This window comes from Methanocalculus natronophilus, assembly GCF_038751955.1.
GTDB classification, from domain to species: Archaea; Halobacteriota; Methanomicrobia; order Methanomicrobiales; family Methanocorpusculaceae; genus Methanocalculus; species Methanocalculus natronophilus.
Genome location: NZ_JBCEXH010000002.1, coordinates 244,736 through 259,426 on the forward strand (window position 1 = coordinate 244,736; position 14,691 = coordinate 259,426).

Below are 14,691 nucleotides of genomic sequence, written 5' to 3' on the forward strand. Positions count from 1 at the left end.
GTTGTTATTGTGTTCATTCGTGCCTGAGTGCCTCAATCGGGTTGGCTTCCGACGCCTTCCAGGCGGGGTAGAGCCCCGAGAGAACTGAGGTTCCAATCCCAAAGATCATTCCGATCGGGATATAGATGAGGCTTGTTGGTGCGAGGAGATAACTTGTATCTTCAAGCATGACAAGAAGGGCAAGGTAGCCACCTGCAACCGAGAGAGTCCCGCCGATTGCTGATCCGGCGATCCCGAGGAGGAGGGACTCATAGAAGAACATACGCCGGATCTCACGTCTGAGGCACCCGATTGAACGGAGAATTCCAATCTCCCGGTACCGCTCCATCACCGACATCATCATGACATTGAATATTGAGACTCCGGCAACGATGAGGGAGATCCCCCCGATTGCAATGGTAAAGGTCGATATTCTCCCAAAGGTCTCAAGAATGGTCGTGAGTATCGCCCGGGTATCAAATACATCGACCTCAGTGTCCCGGCGGTTCAGGGCAGAATCAATTGACTCCTTCACCTGCTCGATCTCTTCCAGGGTTCTGACCTTGACGATGACACGATCATAGCCCATTGGATCATAGGCATTCTCATACCAACGGTCAGATACGATGATGGCATTGTCAGTATTGATATCAAAGCCCATACCCCGTTCCTCAAGGATACCAACCACCCGGACGGATTGCCCCTCTGTTCCAACAATGATTCTGCTGCCTGTCCTGAGTGAATATGTCTCAGCAAGCCGGTATCCGACCATTGCACCGGAAGCCCCCCGCAGATACTGCCCCTCCTCCAGCTCAAGAAGAACCGGGATATCAGCTGTCCGAAGCCCATAGATAGAAGCAAATCCGGTTTCTCCCCCAATACGAATACGCGTACCCCCCGAATAGACCGGGATGACAGTATGCGGAACAGATGCACGTGTTATCCGTTCAAGCTGCCTGGAGGTGATGACATCATCTGAAGATATACCTCCTCCCGGCCCCATCTGAGCCCCTCCGGCATGGGGGATGACAACGATTGTATCGCCCACTGTTGTCAGATCTTCTGAGATGGAGAGGACAAGCGACGATCCAAGTATTCCCATCGAGGTGATGGCAACAACACCGATAATGATCCCGATCATCGCAAGGAGCGAACGGAGCCAGTGGAGCCTGAGATTTCGAAGGGCGAACTGAAAGAAGATCGGCCGGTTCATTCGAGCCTCCCGTCGACTATCCGTATCACGCGATCGGCATAGCGGGAAAGGGTTGGATCATGTGTGACCATGATGATCGTCTTCCCCTCCTCTTTCTGCAGTCGTGACAGGAGATCCATGATCTGGGCCCCGGTCTTTGTATCCAGGTTCCCTGTCGGTTCATCCGCAAGCAGGATCTCAGGATCATTGATTAATGCCCGTGCAATCGCAACCCGCTGCTGCTGGCCACCGGAAAGTTCAGACGGCGTATGTTCGAGCCGTTCCTCACTGATACCAACAGCCGAGAGGATGTTTTTGCAGTTGAGTGTACATTCGTTATTGCCTCCATTGAGGATGAGTGGAAGCCGTACATTCTCGATTGCCGAGAGGAGCGGGATTAAGTTGAACTGCTGGAAGATAAAGCCAAGATGGTGTCGCCTGAGCATTGTCAGTTCGTCATCTGTCATCTCGCCGATGTTCTGATTGTTGATAAAGACCTCGCCATGTGTGGGGGTGTCAAGGCACCCCATCATATTCAAAAGAGTGGATTTACCAGAGCCCGACGGGCCCATGATCGCAATAAACTCTCCGGCTTCAATAGAGAGATTAATCCCGTCAAGAGCAATGACATCACCGCTCTTCAGGGAGTATATTTTCGAGACATTCTGGAATCGGATCGCTGTTTTCATCGCTTTTTTCGTGAATAGAGGAGTGCTCCTGCAACAAAAAGCAGAGATACAACACCAATTCCGATGATCACAGGCGGGATGCCCTCATCCTGATCTGCTGTCGAGGGAAGAAGAGATGGCCTGATTGCGACCATGACCGTCTCTTCATACAGGTTTCCGTCATCATCACGATACCTGATCACAAGCGGAACGTTATCCACATCTTTTGCCGAGAATGTCACCTCAAACGAGGAGAAGTCATCGGCATCCAGTGCCCCGACGACGTACAGCCGGAACGGGTCAATCGGCACTGCCGGCTCACTCGTTGTCATCACAACCGAACGTGCAGTTTCAAGCCCTGCATTTGAGACATCGCCGGTGATCCGGTAGCCTCCGGCAACTGAACCCACCTCGATATTTGAGACGATCGGCTCTGCCACCCGCTTGGCTGTCCCTGGCACGACCGAAAGCGTAAGCGGGATGGTATGCCGGTTCTGGCCATTTCTGTATTCGACATTGAAGGTGAGATCGCCCTCGCCAGCCGGTGTCACTGAGAAACTTGCACTCTCATTCTCCCCCGGATTGAGCGTGCCGATAAAGGCGGATGTCGGGACGACCTCTGCTACACCGGTTGCCGGGGTGATCCTCACTCCTGAGAGAGAATTATCACGCGGGTTTCCAACAGAGATCTCAACAGTATCTTTTCTTCCCTCCATGAAAGTATCAGGCCGGGACGTTATGCTGGCTTCAAGCGGGGTCCTGTCAACTTTCACAGTAACCGGATAGTTAAAATTCCCGGTTGGAATAAAATTCATGGAGAACCTGGGGTAGAAGATACCTTCCTCACTCCCTGCCCTGATGGTGAAACTGGTCGTCATGGAGTCCCCGGCACCAAGTATCCCGACACCCGAATAGTGCGGGCTTTCTACTACACCGATATTTCGTACCCCTGCAAGATTTATCCTGGATATCTCAACAGGGTTGCTGCCGGTATTTTTGATGACGACCGTGATGGTTCCGGTGTCTGAGGGGAAGAAGACAGGAGGATCAAGGGAGACATCAATGACACCAACCTGCGAGGCGGAAGCAGCACCTATACCCGAGCATACGAGTAGGGCTCCGATTACCAGTATAAAGAGACTCTTTCTCATCACAGCACCCCAATAGACATAATTGTTACAAGGAGATAGATTGCAACCGGGACAAGCACCACAATCCCGGCATCACGCCCGGTCAGGTTCCGTGCATAGCGGATACCATAGTACCAGATGTTTGCAGCCCAGATCATGAAGACAAGTGAGAGAACACCCTGGAGAAGCATTACATCAGCCATCACCGGCTGGGCAAGAAACGCTTCGACTGCCGCATCTATTGCAGCCGGATCCATAAAATCGCGAATAACTGGTATTGTCACCTGATCGGCTACTGTTGCAAGATAGGCAATACCAATCCCAACTGACGCAATAAACGGTGCCATACCATACCCGGCTGCTTCTGCCACCTTCTTCAGAGAACCTTCGCCTTTGAAGAGCATGCTCACAAGATAGAAGACCACAGCTGCGAGTATCCAGAACATAATTCCGGCAATAAAACCACCGACTGCTCCAAAGATTCCAATGACCGCACCATAGCCTTCCATTCCACCCTCAAACATCGGGGTCATCAGTGAAGACATCTGGTAACCGCCCAGTGCAGAGAGGAGAGCATACACAAAGACGATACCAAGGGGCATACCAAGTGCCGCTTCCTCTTGTGCATGCTCCCTGAAGTACTCATCGGGCCTGAAGAGGATAGTGAGAAGATCTGATCCCATAACTACGTATTCACCACCAGCGCCGGAGGCCGGCTACCTGATATTATTTAGTATTGATTCGTTTTATTTGCTGATAAAAATATGGTGCAGCAGACGATACAAAAAAAAAAAGTGTTGCTTCTGGCTTCATGTGGGCTTCTGGATTCACGGTGGCAACGAAGCGGCTTTCATGCTTTTCTGAGAGATCACCCAACATCCGGCCGCTCCACAACCGCACGTTCATCCGAGAGATCCTGGGTGAGATCTGCAGAAATAAATCCTCCCTCCTCCGGGAGCCGTATCAGGAGGGCGGTTTTTTCATCAAGACCCACGTTTGCGGATTCAAGTGAGAAATCAACGATATGGCCTCCGGTATGCCGGTCATCACTGACAAAGTGGAGGTGGTAATCCGGGACATTCAGCCCTCCCATATACTCAGGAAGGAGGAACCCGACTGCTGTACCACTGATATCTGTATGTGTTGCCACATACTGATCTGCCAGGGCATCGATGAGACGCGGATACGGCTTCTCCTGGCGGTGGGGTGCACGAAGTGTCACCGACGAGAAGACACCGTCGATACGGATGGCATACATCAGGTTTTCTGACCTGATCACCTCGTTGATATGATCCTCAAAATCCTGGTATCCTGCGGTTGAAAGATCCGGGACGATGATATCTGCGTCAAAGAAGGTCACCGCAGCAAGCGGTGTTGTGAGATCATCTGGGGCAGTCACAAGTGATCCATCTGCCCTGGCCTGGTAGACAGTTCCATCCACAAGGATAAGTTCGCCATCCAGGGAATCAAACGTCCCGATCCCGAGATCGCCATACCAGATCAGGTCCGAGACCGGCAGAACACCATCATAGACACTCTCAAGGAGTGCGTCGATTGTTGAGACCTGGAAGATGAGATCACCTTCCTCAATACCGGTATCACTGGAGACTGCTGCAAAAAGTGCAACCCCCCCTGCTCCAATGACAATCCCGATGATGAGGGAGATGATGATGATTTGGATCTTTGTCTGCATAGCAGTCTATTTTCTGGTCCGACTATTTTAGCAGATCGCTACCCGGAATAAACATCAGAGAAATTATGATATCATCGAACAAGTACAATTGGATCAGTTTTCGTGGGGGCAGATGCAGATGTATACAGCCAGGAATTTTCCGGCAGGTATTGAGAATCTTCCTGATGTCATGGGGTTTCTCGACTCAGTGCTTGAGGAGGCAGACATTGATGGTGCTCCGGCATTCAATCTCCAGCTGGCAGTTGATGAGGCATTCACCAATATCGCCTCATATGCATATGAGGATGAAGTGGGGAACGTTCAAATCCGGATTTCTGTCAATGGTGAAGCTGTCGTCGTTTCGCTCATCGATTCCGGAAAACCCTTTGATCCACTGAAGATTGAGCCTCCTGATATCACGCTCGGTATTGATGAGCGGAAGGTTGGGGGTCTTGGAATCTATCTCATTCGGAAGATGACTGATTCGGTCACCTATGAGCGGAAAGATGGACAGAATATCCTCACCATGACAAAAAATCGTGAAGAGAGCATATAATCCTCACTCATTCCTTTCGGGACAGATATAAACCCCGCAATCCTCGCATATCTCGTGGCAGGGTTCCATATGAATTGTGACATGAACCCGTGGAAACTCGGCTTTGAGTTCCTCTTCCAGTCGATCTGCAAGCTCATGAGCGGTGCTGAGCAGGGAGTCCTGGTTGAACATCAGGTGGAATTCGATGAAGCGCTCAGGCCCTGACCGTCTTGTCTTCAGACCATGAAAATTGACATATTCGGAGCAGTAGCCAGTGAGGATTGTCTGTATGCGGCGAACCTCCTCTTCAGGAAGCCGGTTGTCAAGGAGATCACCAAGTGATTTTTTGATCAGGCTGATACCGGTTCGAATGATGACAAGACCAACTGCAAGCGCGATGATTGCATCAAGGAGCAGGATGCCGGTCAGATAGATCAAAAGCAATCCTGCAAAGACACCAACTGAAGTAAAGACATCTGTTCTGAGATGCCAGGCGTCTGTCTCAAGTGCAATCGACTCAGTCTTCCGTGCGATCTTCATCATCCTCTGGGAGATAATGGTGTTTGCCAGTGCCGATACGCCGACAGCCACCATGCCGAGCCCGAGGAGATCAGGATCAAGCGTGCTTTCGCCACGGATGAGAGCACCGGATGCCTCATAGATGATAAAGAGTGCAACAAGTATGATCAGTGTTGCCTCAATAAGCCCTGAGAGCGACTCGAATTTGCCATGCCCAAATGCGTGCTGATCATCAGGAGGGCGTCCGGATTTTCTGACTGCAAAAAATGCTATTGAAGATGCGACGATATCGGTTGCAGAATGGACTGCATCCGAGATGATGGCAACTGAACCGGTGATTGTGCCGATTACCAGTTTCAGGATGACAAGAATGGTGTTGCTTGCGATTGCTATACCTGCAATCTGCTTCTTCTCGCGTGTGGACGGATCTGCCTGTGGAGGGAGCATGGGCATGCTTCCTGATTGGTTACACAGAAGAGAGGAAAAATATTGGTATTGGAGGGGTTAGTCTGATCTGGGATACCAACGCAGAGCACTACAAAATATATGCGATTTTTATTCTATTTTTTGTGCGTATATCTTCACTCCCCCCACAGCCGCTCCACCGCCTCTTCCAGCCGGTCCATCGAGGTTGCGTAGCTCAGCCGCACCCAGCCGGGTGCCCCAAATGCCGATCCAGGCGTCACCGCAACATGCTTCTCCTCAAGCCACGATGAGGCAGTGGCGACATCATCTCCCCCGACCTCTGCAAACGCATAGAACGCACCATCAGCCGGAGCAGACCGGTATCCTGCTTTTTGAAGGGATGCCATCATAAACGTTCGCCGTTTCGCAAACTCTTCCCGCATCTCCAGGACACAGGACTGATCACCCTTCAGTGCAGCAACCCCACCCCACATCACAAACGTCATCGGGTGGGAGACCGAGTGCTGCTGGATCCGGTTCATGTAACTGATGACCTGCGAGGGGCCGGCCGCATACCCAAGCCGCCATCCGGTCATTGCATACGCCTTTGAGAACCCGTTTACAGTCACGGTACGCTCTGCCATATCATGAATCGAGGCAAGCGGGATATGTTCAGCACCATCATAGACAAGTTTCTCATAGATCTCATCTGATAACGCAAGGAGATCGTGATCTGAACAGAGATCCGCAATCATCCCAAGCGATGAACGCGTCAGGACCGATCCAGTCGGATTCGATGGCGAGTTCACGATGATCATCCGTGTTGCAGGCGTGATCGCTTCCGCAAGCGACTCCCCCGGCTGGAACGTCACCGGATCAAGCGGGTAGTGGACTGCCTGTGCCCCTGCCATCTGCAGGCAGGGTTCATACGAAACCCAGGACGGGTCAAGGATGATCACCTCATCACCCGGATTCAGCACCGCCTGGCAGCAGAGCCGGATCGCATCCTTTGCACCGGCAGTCACGATGCAGTCAGCAGGTGATGCAGGAATGCCGTTTTCGGTTGAGAGTTTATCAGCAACCGCATCCAGCAGTTCGGGGATGCCGCGTGAGGGTGCGTAATGCGTCTCCCCACGCCGGAGGGCATCTATTGCCGCCTCAGTGATATGGGGGGGCGTTTCGAAATCCGGCTCACCAATAGAGAGGCTGATGACATCGATCCCGTTTCGTACCATCTCCTTTGCACGATCCGCAATCGCCATTGTGGCTGATGGTGTTATCGCACCAATAGTATCTGACAGCTGCCTCATGTCAATCGCTGGACAAGCTTGACCGCAGACTCAACCGCTCTCCGGGCATAATCGACCCGCTCCTGCGCCTCAAGCCGGGTCATCCCGGGACCCGATATCCCAAGAGCCACTGGTTTCTCAAATTCAAGCGAGAGATCAATGATCTTGCGTGCCGCATGCTGGACAACAATCTCGTCATGGCCGGTTGCTCCCTCAATGACACAGGCGATGGTGACAACCGCATCGACATTCCCGTCCTTGAGCATCTTCTTGATAGCAAGCGGCATATCATATGCACCAGGCACAAATGACCGCTCAATCACGTCAGCCCCAAGGAACTTCGCATGTTCTTCTGCCTCAATCTCCATCATATACGTGATATCGCGGTTGAATTCCGCAACTACAAATCCAAGTTTTATCGTCATAGTACCATCTTCTCCTTACAGCCGTGCAGGCCCGGCATCCGGGAAACCCTCCCGCTGACCGGTACCCGCATCCCGTTCAAGCTCCTTTGGATAGAGAAGGAGCCTGATTGCATTCACTGCATGCTCGCGGGTTCTCTCTTCGAGAAGCCACGCAAGCTCAGTATCATTTTCTGCCTCATCCTCATGGACGAAGACCTCGATGATATGGGTATTTGTCATCAGCATGGCAAGCTGAAGGCCCTGTGATGCCTCATGGGCACAGAGCTTGTCCTTCTCCTTGCCGCCGGGCATCCCAAGCGCCATCACAAGATCGCATCCACGTTCTTCGATCAGCTTCTTACAGGCAACCGGAAGATCCTTTATCCCCGGCACGGTAGACCGCTCAATACGGATACTTACATGGCGCCTGATCTCATCAATTGCCGCTTTGCCCATATTTGCCCGTGCAAATGTCGTGTCTGCGATCCCTATCTTCATGCCAGAACCTCCATTGCAGCAGAGAGACCATCTGCTGCAGGAGTATAGCCAAGCTTTGTGAGCGTCCCCTGCACAGCGGCAAGGGTAGCCAGCACTTCCGCAGGCCCGACTGCTCCCATTGTGCCTATCCTGAAGATCCTGCCCTTCAGCCGATCCTGGCCGCCTGCAATCTCAATCCCGGCCTTCTTTACACCATTCCGGAGATCAGCGTCACGGACTCCTTCAGGGTACAGGATCGCTGTTGCCGTATTTGAAGGTGCGTGATGGGCATCGCTGACCGGCAGGAGCGGGAGCCCCCAGGCATCCGCTGCTGCACGGACGGCATCCGCAAGCCTCCGGTGCCGGCCAATCCTCTCCTCTATCCCTTCCTCCTCGGCAATCAGACAGGCCTCACGGAATCCCATGAAGAGCGGCACCGCCGGTGTATACGGAGTCTCCATCGGATCCTTTGATGCGGCCTTCTTGTAAGCCTTCAGATCAAGGTAGTAGGGACGTTTCTCTGAGAGGCGCTCCCAGGCCCGTTCAGAGACCGAGACTGCGGAGAGGCCGGGAGGTGCGGCAAGGCATTTCTGTGATCCAACAATCGCAATATCAACACCCCACTCATCTGCGGCAACATGTTCGCCACCAATCGAGGTGATCCCATCCATGATAAAGAGCGCATCATGTTTCCTTGCAAGCTTCCCAACCTCTGCTGCGGGATTGAGAATACCAGCAGAGGTCTCGTTGTGAACCATCGTCACAACACCGGCACCATTCTCAAGCGCCTCTGCAAGACCTTCAAGGTCAAGGGGATGTCCCCACTCAGACTCAATTGCCCTCAGATCACCATACCTTCCGGCAATCTCCGCAAGCCGCTCTCCGAACTTGCCGTTAAAGACAGATGCGATGGTCTGGTTCAAGCCGACATTCGCAACCGCAGCCTCCATCCCCGCGGTGCCCGAGCCGGATACGACAAAGAGATCATTTCCTGTCCCAAACAATTCCTTAAGCACCCTGACGCAGTCTGCATAGACACCGCCGAATACCTTTCCCCGATGATTGATCGCCTGCTGGCTCATCGCGCTTCTGACCCGATCCGGCATCTGCACCGGTCCAGGCATCATGAGCAATAATTCATTCTGCATCCTGATCGTCCGTACTATAAGAAGATAAACGTCTTAATAGATAGTGAAGACCATGGTCGACGTAGCTGTCATCGCCGGATCACAATCAGACGAGGCAATCATCCGCAAAGTCTGCGCAACACTCGAAGAATACGGGATCACCTACGACCATCAGGTGATATCCGCACACCGTGACCCCGAAAAGCTGGGAGAATACATCAAAGCAAGCGATGCCCGTCTCTTCATTGGAATTGCCGGGATGTCCGCAGCCCTTCCAGGCGTTATCGCCTCAAAAACCAAAAAGCCGGTTATTGGCGTCCCGGTTTCCGGAAAAGTTATGGGAGGGCTTGATGCTCTCCTCTCAATCGCCCAGATGCCAAAAGGCGTCCCCGTGGCATGCGTCGCCGTAGATGGCGGCGAAAATGCGGCACACCTTGCCGCGCGGATCCTCGGGATCGCCTGATTGGGTTCCCCTACTCTTTTTTCGGGAGGAGATCCGAAACCAGTTTCACAGCACAGATATCCCCGCACATCGAGCAGGTCTCTGTCTCTCCATCACGGTCATGGATCGAGCGGGCATACTCCGGAAAGAGGGCTGCCTGGTATTGTGCATCCCAGTCGAGATCACGCCGCGCACGCGCCATAGCCATCTCAACAGGGAACGCGTCCACGCCGCCACGGCGCGCAATATCACCTGCATGAGCCGCTATCCGTGCAACCCGGGTCCCTTCGATGATATCATCTTCATCAGGAAGCGCAAGGTGCTCTGCCGGTGAGACCATGCAGAGGAAATCTGCGCCCGCAGATGCGGCAATCGCACCACCGATGGCACCGACGACGTGATCATACCCTGCTGCGATATCGGTGACGAGCGGGCCGAGGAGGTAAAGCGGTGCTGAGTCCGTCACCTCTTTGATCACCTTGACATTCCAGGCAACCTCGTGGATCGGGATATGTCCCGGACCCTCGATCATCCGCTGGACACCCGCCAAACGCGCCTGTTTTGCAAGCCGTCCAAGCGTCAGGTACTCTGTCGCCTTTGCGAGCCGTCCGCTGTCAACCAGGGCGCCGGGGCGCATCCCGTCACCCAGGCTCAGGGTGACATCTTCTTCGGCAAGGATCTCAAGGAGATAGTCATATTCTGCATACAACGGGTTCTCCTCACCTGATTCAACCATCCATGCGACATGGAACACCCCGCCTCGGGAGACGACACCAAGCATCCGGGGATCGGTTCTGAGTGCATGGAGCGCATCATGGTTCACCCCGCAGTGGAGTGTCATGAAATCCACGCCCTGCCTGCATTGATCCCGGATCACCGAGAAGAGAATATCTGCGGTGAGGTCCTGTGCTGTGCCGGCCCGCCGGACAGCCTCATAGATCGGGACTGTCCCAACAGGAGCCGGAAGAGAGAGGATCTCTCGTCTGATCGCTTGCAGATCCCCTGCGGTTGAGAGATCCATCAGCGCATCTGCTCCCTCCATCAGGGCAGCCCTGGCCTTGATCATCTCAAATTCCGGATCACAGCGGACAGCGGATGTCCCGATATTCACATTCACCTTAACGCGACAGCCTTCTCCTATTGCAGAATACCGAATCGTTCTTCGTGGATTGGCAGGAACCACAATACGGCCGTCTGCAATAGCCCCTGCCATACGGTCAGGTGAGATGCCTTCAGAAACAGCCAGATCCAGAAGCTCAGGTGGGAGGCCCGATCGGCACTGCCTGACAAGTGAGTGCATAAATACCATCTGTCTTCAGCACTTATTATCCTGCATGCAGATCCAATGGATACCCGGAAGCGGGTGGCAGGCAAACTCCTATCTCTTCGGGGACACTCTCATCGATGCGGGCATCGTCCCCATGGCAGTCGAGCGGTACCGCGACCAGATCAAGACGATTATCCTGACACACGGCCATTTTGATCATATCGCCCATCTCAGTGAAATCAAGGCAATGACAGGAGCAGAGGTCTGCATCCACCAGCTTGATGCCGGCGCTCTCCGATCTGATGCCGAAAGCCTCTCCTGCAACTTCGGTGCACGGCCACCCATGGTTGTCCCGGATACCATCCTCGCAGACGGCGATTCGGTGGGGGATCTCCGCGTCATACACACCCCCGGCCATACAAGAGGGAGCATCTGCCTCTATCATGAGGAGACACGCGCACTTATTTCAGGAGATACCGTCTTCCCGAATGGTTCATTTGGAAGGACAGATTTCCCCGGAGGAAGCACAGCAGATCTCATGAGATCAGTCGAACGTCTTGCCACATTCGGGATCGAATCCCTCTATCCTGGCCACGAACGGCCGGTCACTGAAGGTGCGGGCAGACATCTCCTGGCAACACAGCAGTATCTCAGATCATACCATGGGTGAACCACCCCGCCCTGAAGGACGGCGTCTTCCCGCACCGTCCCCTTCACCTCCGCACAATAAAGGGGTGTATACGCTTATCCTCAGATCCACTGGCAGAGAGGTCCCGGTCGGGAGGCTTGGCAGCATCCATCTGCCGGAAGCATATCTCATCTATGTCGGATCGGCACTCGGGCCGGGGGGGCTTGGCCGGGTGCAGAGGCATCTGGCTATGCCGGGAAGCGGCAAACGACACCACTGGCATATCGATTATCTCCTCCTGGATGAATCGATTTGGTGTTCTGCAACGATTACCGCAACAACAGAAGACCCCTGCGAATGCCTGCTCGCAAACACAATCGGTGGTCAAAATATACCTGGTTTTGGCTGCTCAGACTGTTCCTGCCGATCCCACCTCTTTCTCCGGCATGATGACCCGGTTGAATCCATAGAAGCAGCCTTCTCTGCACTTGGCCTTGAGCCCATGATCACAAGGTATTAGTAAGCGTACGAGAAGGATACCCCTATGAAGGTTCTTGGGATATCCGGAAGTATGAGAGCACAGGGAAACACTGCCATCCTTGTGCAGGAGATTCTAACCCACGTTGCAGAGAAAGGTGTTCCGACAGAGTTTCTCACACTCTCGGGAAAAGAGATTAAACCCTGCATCGGGTGCGAGAAATGCAAAGAAGAGAAATGGTGCACCATCAGAAACGATGACTGGTCGGGACTGGCAGAGAAGATGATCAAGGCGGATGTCCTCGTCATCGGATCTCCCACCTACTACTTTGATGTCTCCGGGCAGGTGAAGAACCTCATTGACCGGACCTATTCACTCTGGCATGACCGCAGACTTGCAGGCAGGAGTGCTGCTGCCATTACTGTCTGTGCAGACAAGGGAGGCGCCCGGGCACTTGAGACACTGGAAGCATTCCTGTTAACCCACGAGTTCGGCTACCTCGGCCATATCATCGGGAGGGGGGCAGCAGCTGGTGATATCCGATCCGATACCGTTGCCATGAGTTCGGCAAAACCGGTTGCTGATCGGATCGTCTCCTACTTTGGAACCCTGGACGACTAAAAAGTGGAGGGCAGGAGAGAATGGAACACCAGGTTATCCCCCTCACAACCAGTACCGCAACCGGCTATGCCACAAAGGTAGGGCCGGTTACGCTTGTATTTATCAAAACCGAATCCGGGATGATCGGGTGCGGTGCCTTTGATATCACGGCACTTGAGCGGTTCGGGGTTCCGGCAGCCACGATGAAATCCAGCGTAAAACCGATGGTAGAGTCTATTGAAGACCTGCTTTTGGCTTCAGTGCATACTGTGAATCATCCTGGCTATGAACGCGGAATCAGGATCGGAATGCAAGCAAGAGAGGCGCTGGAACTCCTCGGTTGACTTTTTCTGATACGTGTGCGGATGGTAAAAAAATTGGTTTCAGAGACCAAGGCCGTCCAGGAAGAGCCGGTGAAGCCGTACGTCGCCTCCCAGTTCCGGATGGAACGAAAACGCCATATGCAGGCCATGCCTGATGGCAACAATCCCCTGTGGCAGGGATGCAAGCACCTCTGTTCCATACCCGACACGGGTTGCAACCGGTGCCCTGATGAAGATCCCATGAAACGGGGTGTCAAGGCCAATACAGTCAACATCAGCCTCAAAAGACTCCTTCTGGCGGCCGAAGGCGTTCCGTTTCACGGTCATGTCCATGACACCAAGTGGCTCAAAGAGGCTGTCATTCTGCACCTCTGTTCCGAGGAGAACCATACCTGCACAGGTGGCAAAGATCCCGCCTTCATACTGCTGGAAGGGCTTCTGCATTCCCGCCTTCTGGATCAGCCGCATGATGGTTGTTGATTCACCACCGGGAATTGCAATCCCATCAAAAGAAGGTATATCAGAGGCATCCCTGAATATGGAAACAGAGCCTTTATCCTGAAGTGCGCGGCGGAATGCCTCAACATGTTCCAGTACATCGCCCTGGAGGGCAAGAACACCGATATTACCAGCCACGGGTCTGCAGCACCTCATCCGGTCTGAGGGTATGGATATCGATGCCCGGCATCGCCTCTCCAAGGCCGCGGCTTACGTCTGCAATCACATTGGGATCATTGAAGTGGTGAACTGCCTCAACAACCGCTTTTGCCATTGTTGCAGGCTGTTCTGATTTGAAGATACCGGAGCCGACAAAGACACCGTCTGCACCAAGCTGCATCATCAGTGCGGCATCCGCAGGGGTGGCGATACCACCGGCAGAGAAGTTCACAACCGGCAGGCGGCCACGTGAAGCAGCATCATCAACGAGCTCAAACGGCGCTTCGATCTTCCGTGCATAGGCGGTCCGTTCAAGGGCATCCATACCCTTCAGCATCCGGATCTCCGACTGGATGGCACGCATATGCCGTACAGCCTCAACGACGTTTCCTGTGCCGGCTTCACCTTTTGTCCGGATCATCGCAGCCCCTTCATTGATCCGCCTGAGCGCCTCACCGAGATTTCGGGCACCGCAGACAAACGGTACCGAGAACCCGCTCTTCTCAACATGGTACTCCTCGTCTGCCGGTGTCAGAACCTCGGATTCATCAATCATATCCACACCGAGTTCCTGGAGCACCTGGGCCTCGACGAAATGACCGATCCGGATCTTTGCCATCACCGGTATCGAGACGGCTTCAGTGATCTCGATGATCTTTGCCGGATCGGCCATCCTGGTGACACCGCCTGCCTTCCTGATATCGGCAGGCACACGTTCAAGTGCCATCACAGCAACCGCTCCTGCTTCCTCAGCGATAACCGCCTGTTCGGCAGAGACGACATCCATGATAACACCGCCTTTCTGCATGGATGCAAACCCCCGCTTCAGAAGCTCTGTTCCAAACCTCAGGTCTTCAAGTTTCATCTTAAGAAATATGGATCTGCTCAGCCATTAAAAC

The 14,691-nt window shown here is 53.5% G+C and carries 19 protein-coding genes; 6 read left to right on the forward strand and 13 right to left on the reverse strand.

Going from position 1 to position 14,691, the window contains the following annotated elements; all coding sequences use genetic code 11:
* Nucleotides 1-13 precede the first annotated feature (13 nt).
* The 5 genes from ABCO64_RS03420 to budA form a co-directional block, all read right to left on the reverse strand.
* Entirely contained in the window at nucleotides 14-1,192 is a 1,179-nt protein-coding gene (locus tag ABCO64_RS03420) for an ABC transporter permease (RefSeq protein WP_253456207.1), read from the reverse strand.
* Nucleotides 1,189-1,860 carry an ABC transporter ATP-binding protein gene (locus ABCO64_RS03425; RefSeq protein WP_253456210.1) on the reverse strand — a complete coding sequence of 224 codons (672 nt, stop codon included), beginning with the start codon at nucleotides 1,858-1,860 and terminating at the stop codon, nucleotides 1,189-1,191. The genes ABCO64_RS03420 and ABCO64_RS03425 overlap by 4 nt, the downstream gene beginning before the upstream one ends.
* Nucleotides 1,857-2,990, reverse strand: coding sequence for a COG1361 S-layer family protein (locus ABCO64_RS03430; protein ID WP_253456213.1), 1,134 nt, complete (start codon nucleotides 2,988-2,990; stop codon nucleotides 1,857-1,859). The genes ABCO64_RS03425 and ABCO64_RS03430 overlap by 4 nt, the downstream gene beginning before the upstream one ends.
* On the reverse strand, nucleotides 2,990-3,652 hold the full coding sequence (locus ABCO64_RS03435; RefSeq protein WP_253456216.1) for a Yip1 family protein: 663 nt from the start codon (nucleotides 3,650-3,652) through the stop codon (nucleotides 2,990-2,992). Before ABCO64_RS03435 ends, ABCO64_RS03430 begins: the two co-directional genes overlap by 1 nt.
* 185 nt (nucleotides 3,653-3,837) lie before the next feature.
* Nucleotides 3,838-4,662, reverse strand: coding sequence for an acetolactate decarboxylase (budA, locus tag ABCO64_RS03440; RefSeq protein ID WP_253456220.1), 825 nt, complete (start codon nucleotides 4,660-4,662; stop codon nucleotides 3,838-3,840).
* A 112-nt stretch (nucleotides 4,663-4,774) separates the two neighbouring features.
* Here budA and ABCO64_RS03445 point away from each other — a divergent pair, with 112 nt between their 5' ends.
* Nucleotides 4,775-5,197: an ATP-binding protein gene (locus ABCO64_RS03445; protein ID WP_253456223.1), complete on the forward strand. Its 423-nt coding sequence runs from the start codon at nucleotides 4,775-4,777 to the stop codon at nucleotides 5,195-5,197.
* A gap of 3 nt (nucleotides 5,198-5,200) precedes the next feature.
* On the opposite strand, the gene ABCO64_RS03450 is transcribed toward ABCO64_RS03445, so the two are convergent.
* The 5 genes from ABCO64_RS03450 to ABCO64_RS03470 all read right to left on the reverse strand — a co-directional run bounded on the left by ABCO64_RS03450 (nucleotide 5,201) and on the right by ABCO64_RS03470 (nucleotide 9,418).
* Nucleotides 5,201-6,148, reverse strand: coding sequence for a cation diffusion facilitator family transporter (locus ABCO64_RS03450; RefSeq protein ID WP_343089208.1), 948 nt, complete (start codon nucleotides 6,146-6,148; stop codon nucleotides 5,201-5,203).
* Nucleotides 6,149-6,276: 128 nt separating this feature from the next.
* Nucleotides 6,277-7,410 (reverse strand): pyridoxal phosphate-dependent aminotransferase, encoded by a 1,134-nt coding sequence (locus tag ABCO64_RS03455; RefSeq protein ID WP_343089209.1) that lies wholly within the window; start codon nucleotides 7,408-7,410, stop codon nucleotides 6,277-6,279.
* On the reverse strand, nucleotides 7,407-7,814 hold the full coding sequence (gene ribH, locus ABCO64_RS03460) for a 6,7-dimethyl-8-ribityllumazine synthase (RefSeq protein ID WP_253456232.1): 408 nt from the start codon (nucleotides 7,812-7,814) through the stop codon (nucleotides 7,407-7,409). Before ribH ends, ABCO64_RS03455 begins: the two co-directional genes overlap by 4 nt.
* Nucleotides 7,815-7,829: 15 nt before the next feature.
* Nucleotides 7,830-8,291, reverse strand: a complete 462-nt coding sequence (gene ribC, locus ABCO64_RS03465) for a riboflavin synthase (protein ID WP_253456235.1) — start codon at nucleotides 8,289-8,291, stop codon at nucleotides 7,830-7,832.
* Nucleotides 8,288-9,418 carry a pyridoxal-phosphate-dependent aminotransferase family protein gene (locus ABCO64_RS03470; RefSeq protein ID WP_253456238.1) on the reverse strand — a complete coding sequence of 377 codons (1,131 nt, stop codon included), beginning with the start codon at nucleotides 9,416-9,418 and terminating at the stop codon, nucleotides 8,288-8,290. Before ABCO64_RS03470 ends, ribC begins: the two co-directional genes overlap by 4 nt.
* Before the next feature lie 52 nt (nucleotides 9,419-9,470).
* Here ABCO64_RS03470 and purE point away from each other — a divergent pair, with 52 nt between their 5' ends.
* Nucleotides 9,471-9,860 (forward strand): 5-(carboxyamino)imidazole ribonucleotide mutase, encoded by a 390-nt coding sequence (purE, locus tag ABCO64_RS03475; protein WP_253456241.1) that lies wholly within the window; start codon nucleotides 9,471-9,473, stop codon nucleotides 9,858-9,860.
* A 10-nt stretch (nucleotides 9,861-9,870) separates the two neighbouring features.
* On the opposite strand, the gene thiC is transcribed toward purE, so the two are convergent.
* The gene (thiC, locus tag ABCO64_RS03480) at nucleotides 9,871-11,148 is read right to left on the reverse strand and encodes a phosphomethylpyrimidine synthase ThiC (RefSeq protein WP_253456245.1); all 1,278 of its coding nucleotides are present in this window, start codon (nucleotides 11,146-11,148) and stop codon (nucleotides 9,871-9,873) included.
* Nucleotides 11,149-11,173: 25 nt separating this feature from the next.
* Between thiC and ABCO64_RS03485 the strand changes: the two genes are divergently transcribed.
* Genes ABCO64_RS03485 through ABCO64_RS03500 form a run of 4 tightly spaced genes read left to right on the forward strand, consistent with a single transcriptional unit; the run spans nucleotide 11,174 to nucleotide 13,156 of the window.
* The gene (locus ABCO64_RS03485; RefSeq protein ID WP_253456248.1) at nucleotides 11,174-11,776 is read left to right on the forward strand and encodes an MBL fold metallo-hydrolase; all 603 of its coding nucleotides are present in this window, start codon (nucleotides 11,174-11,176) and stop codon (nucleotides 11,774-11,776) included.
* Entirely contained in the window at nucleotides 11,769-12,254 is a 486-nt protein-coding gene (locus ABCO64_RS03490; protein WP_253456250.1) for a GIY-YIG nuclease family protein, read from the forward strand. The genes ABCO64_RS03485 and ABCO64_RS03490 overlap by 8 nt, the downstream gene beginning before the upstream one ends.
* Before the next feature lie 51 nt (nucleotides 12,255-12,305).
* Complete coding sequence (locus ABCO64_RS03495; RefSeq protein WP_253456253.1) at nucleotides 12,306-12,833, forward strand: flavodoxin family protein; 528 nt, start codon at nucleotides 12,306-12,308, stop codon at nucleotides 12,831-12,833.
* Nucleotides 12,834-12,853: 20 nt separating this feature from the next.
* The gene (locus ABCO64_RS03500) at nucleotides 12,854-13,156 is read left to right on the forward strand and encodes a YunC family protein (RefSeq protein ID WP_253456255.1); all 303 of its coding nucleotides are present in this window, start codon (nucleotides 12,854-12,856) and stop codon (nucleotides 13,154-13,156) included.
* A 39-nt stretch (nucleotides 13,157-13,195) separates the two neighbouring features.
* Here the strand turns inward: ABCO64_RS03500 and pdxT are convergent, their stop codons facing one another.
* Nucleotides 13,196-13,771: a pyridoxal 5'-phosphate synthase glutaminase subunit PdxT gene (gene pdxT / locus ABCO64_RS03505; protein WP_253456257.1), complete on the reverse strand. Its 576-nt coding sequence runs from the start codon at nucleotides 13,769-13,771 to the stop codon at nucleotides 13,196-13,198.
* A complete protein-coding gene (gene pdxS, locus ABCO64_RS03510; protein WP_253456259.1) occupies nucleotides 13,761-14,657 on the reverse strand; it encodes a pyridoxal 5'-phosphate synthase lyase subunit PdxS in 897 nt (298 codons plus the stop codon). Before pdxS ends, pdxT begins: the two co-directional genes overlap by 11 nt.
* Nucleotides 14,658-14,691: the final 34 nt, after the last annotated feature.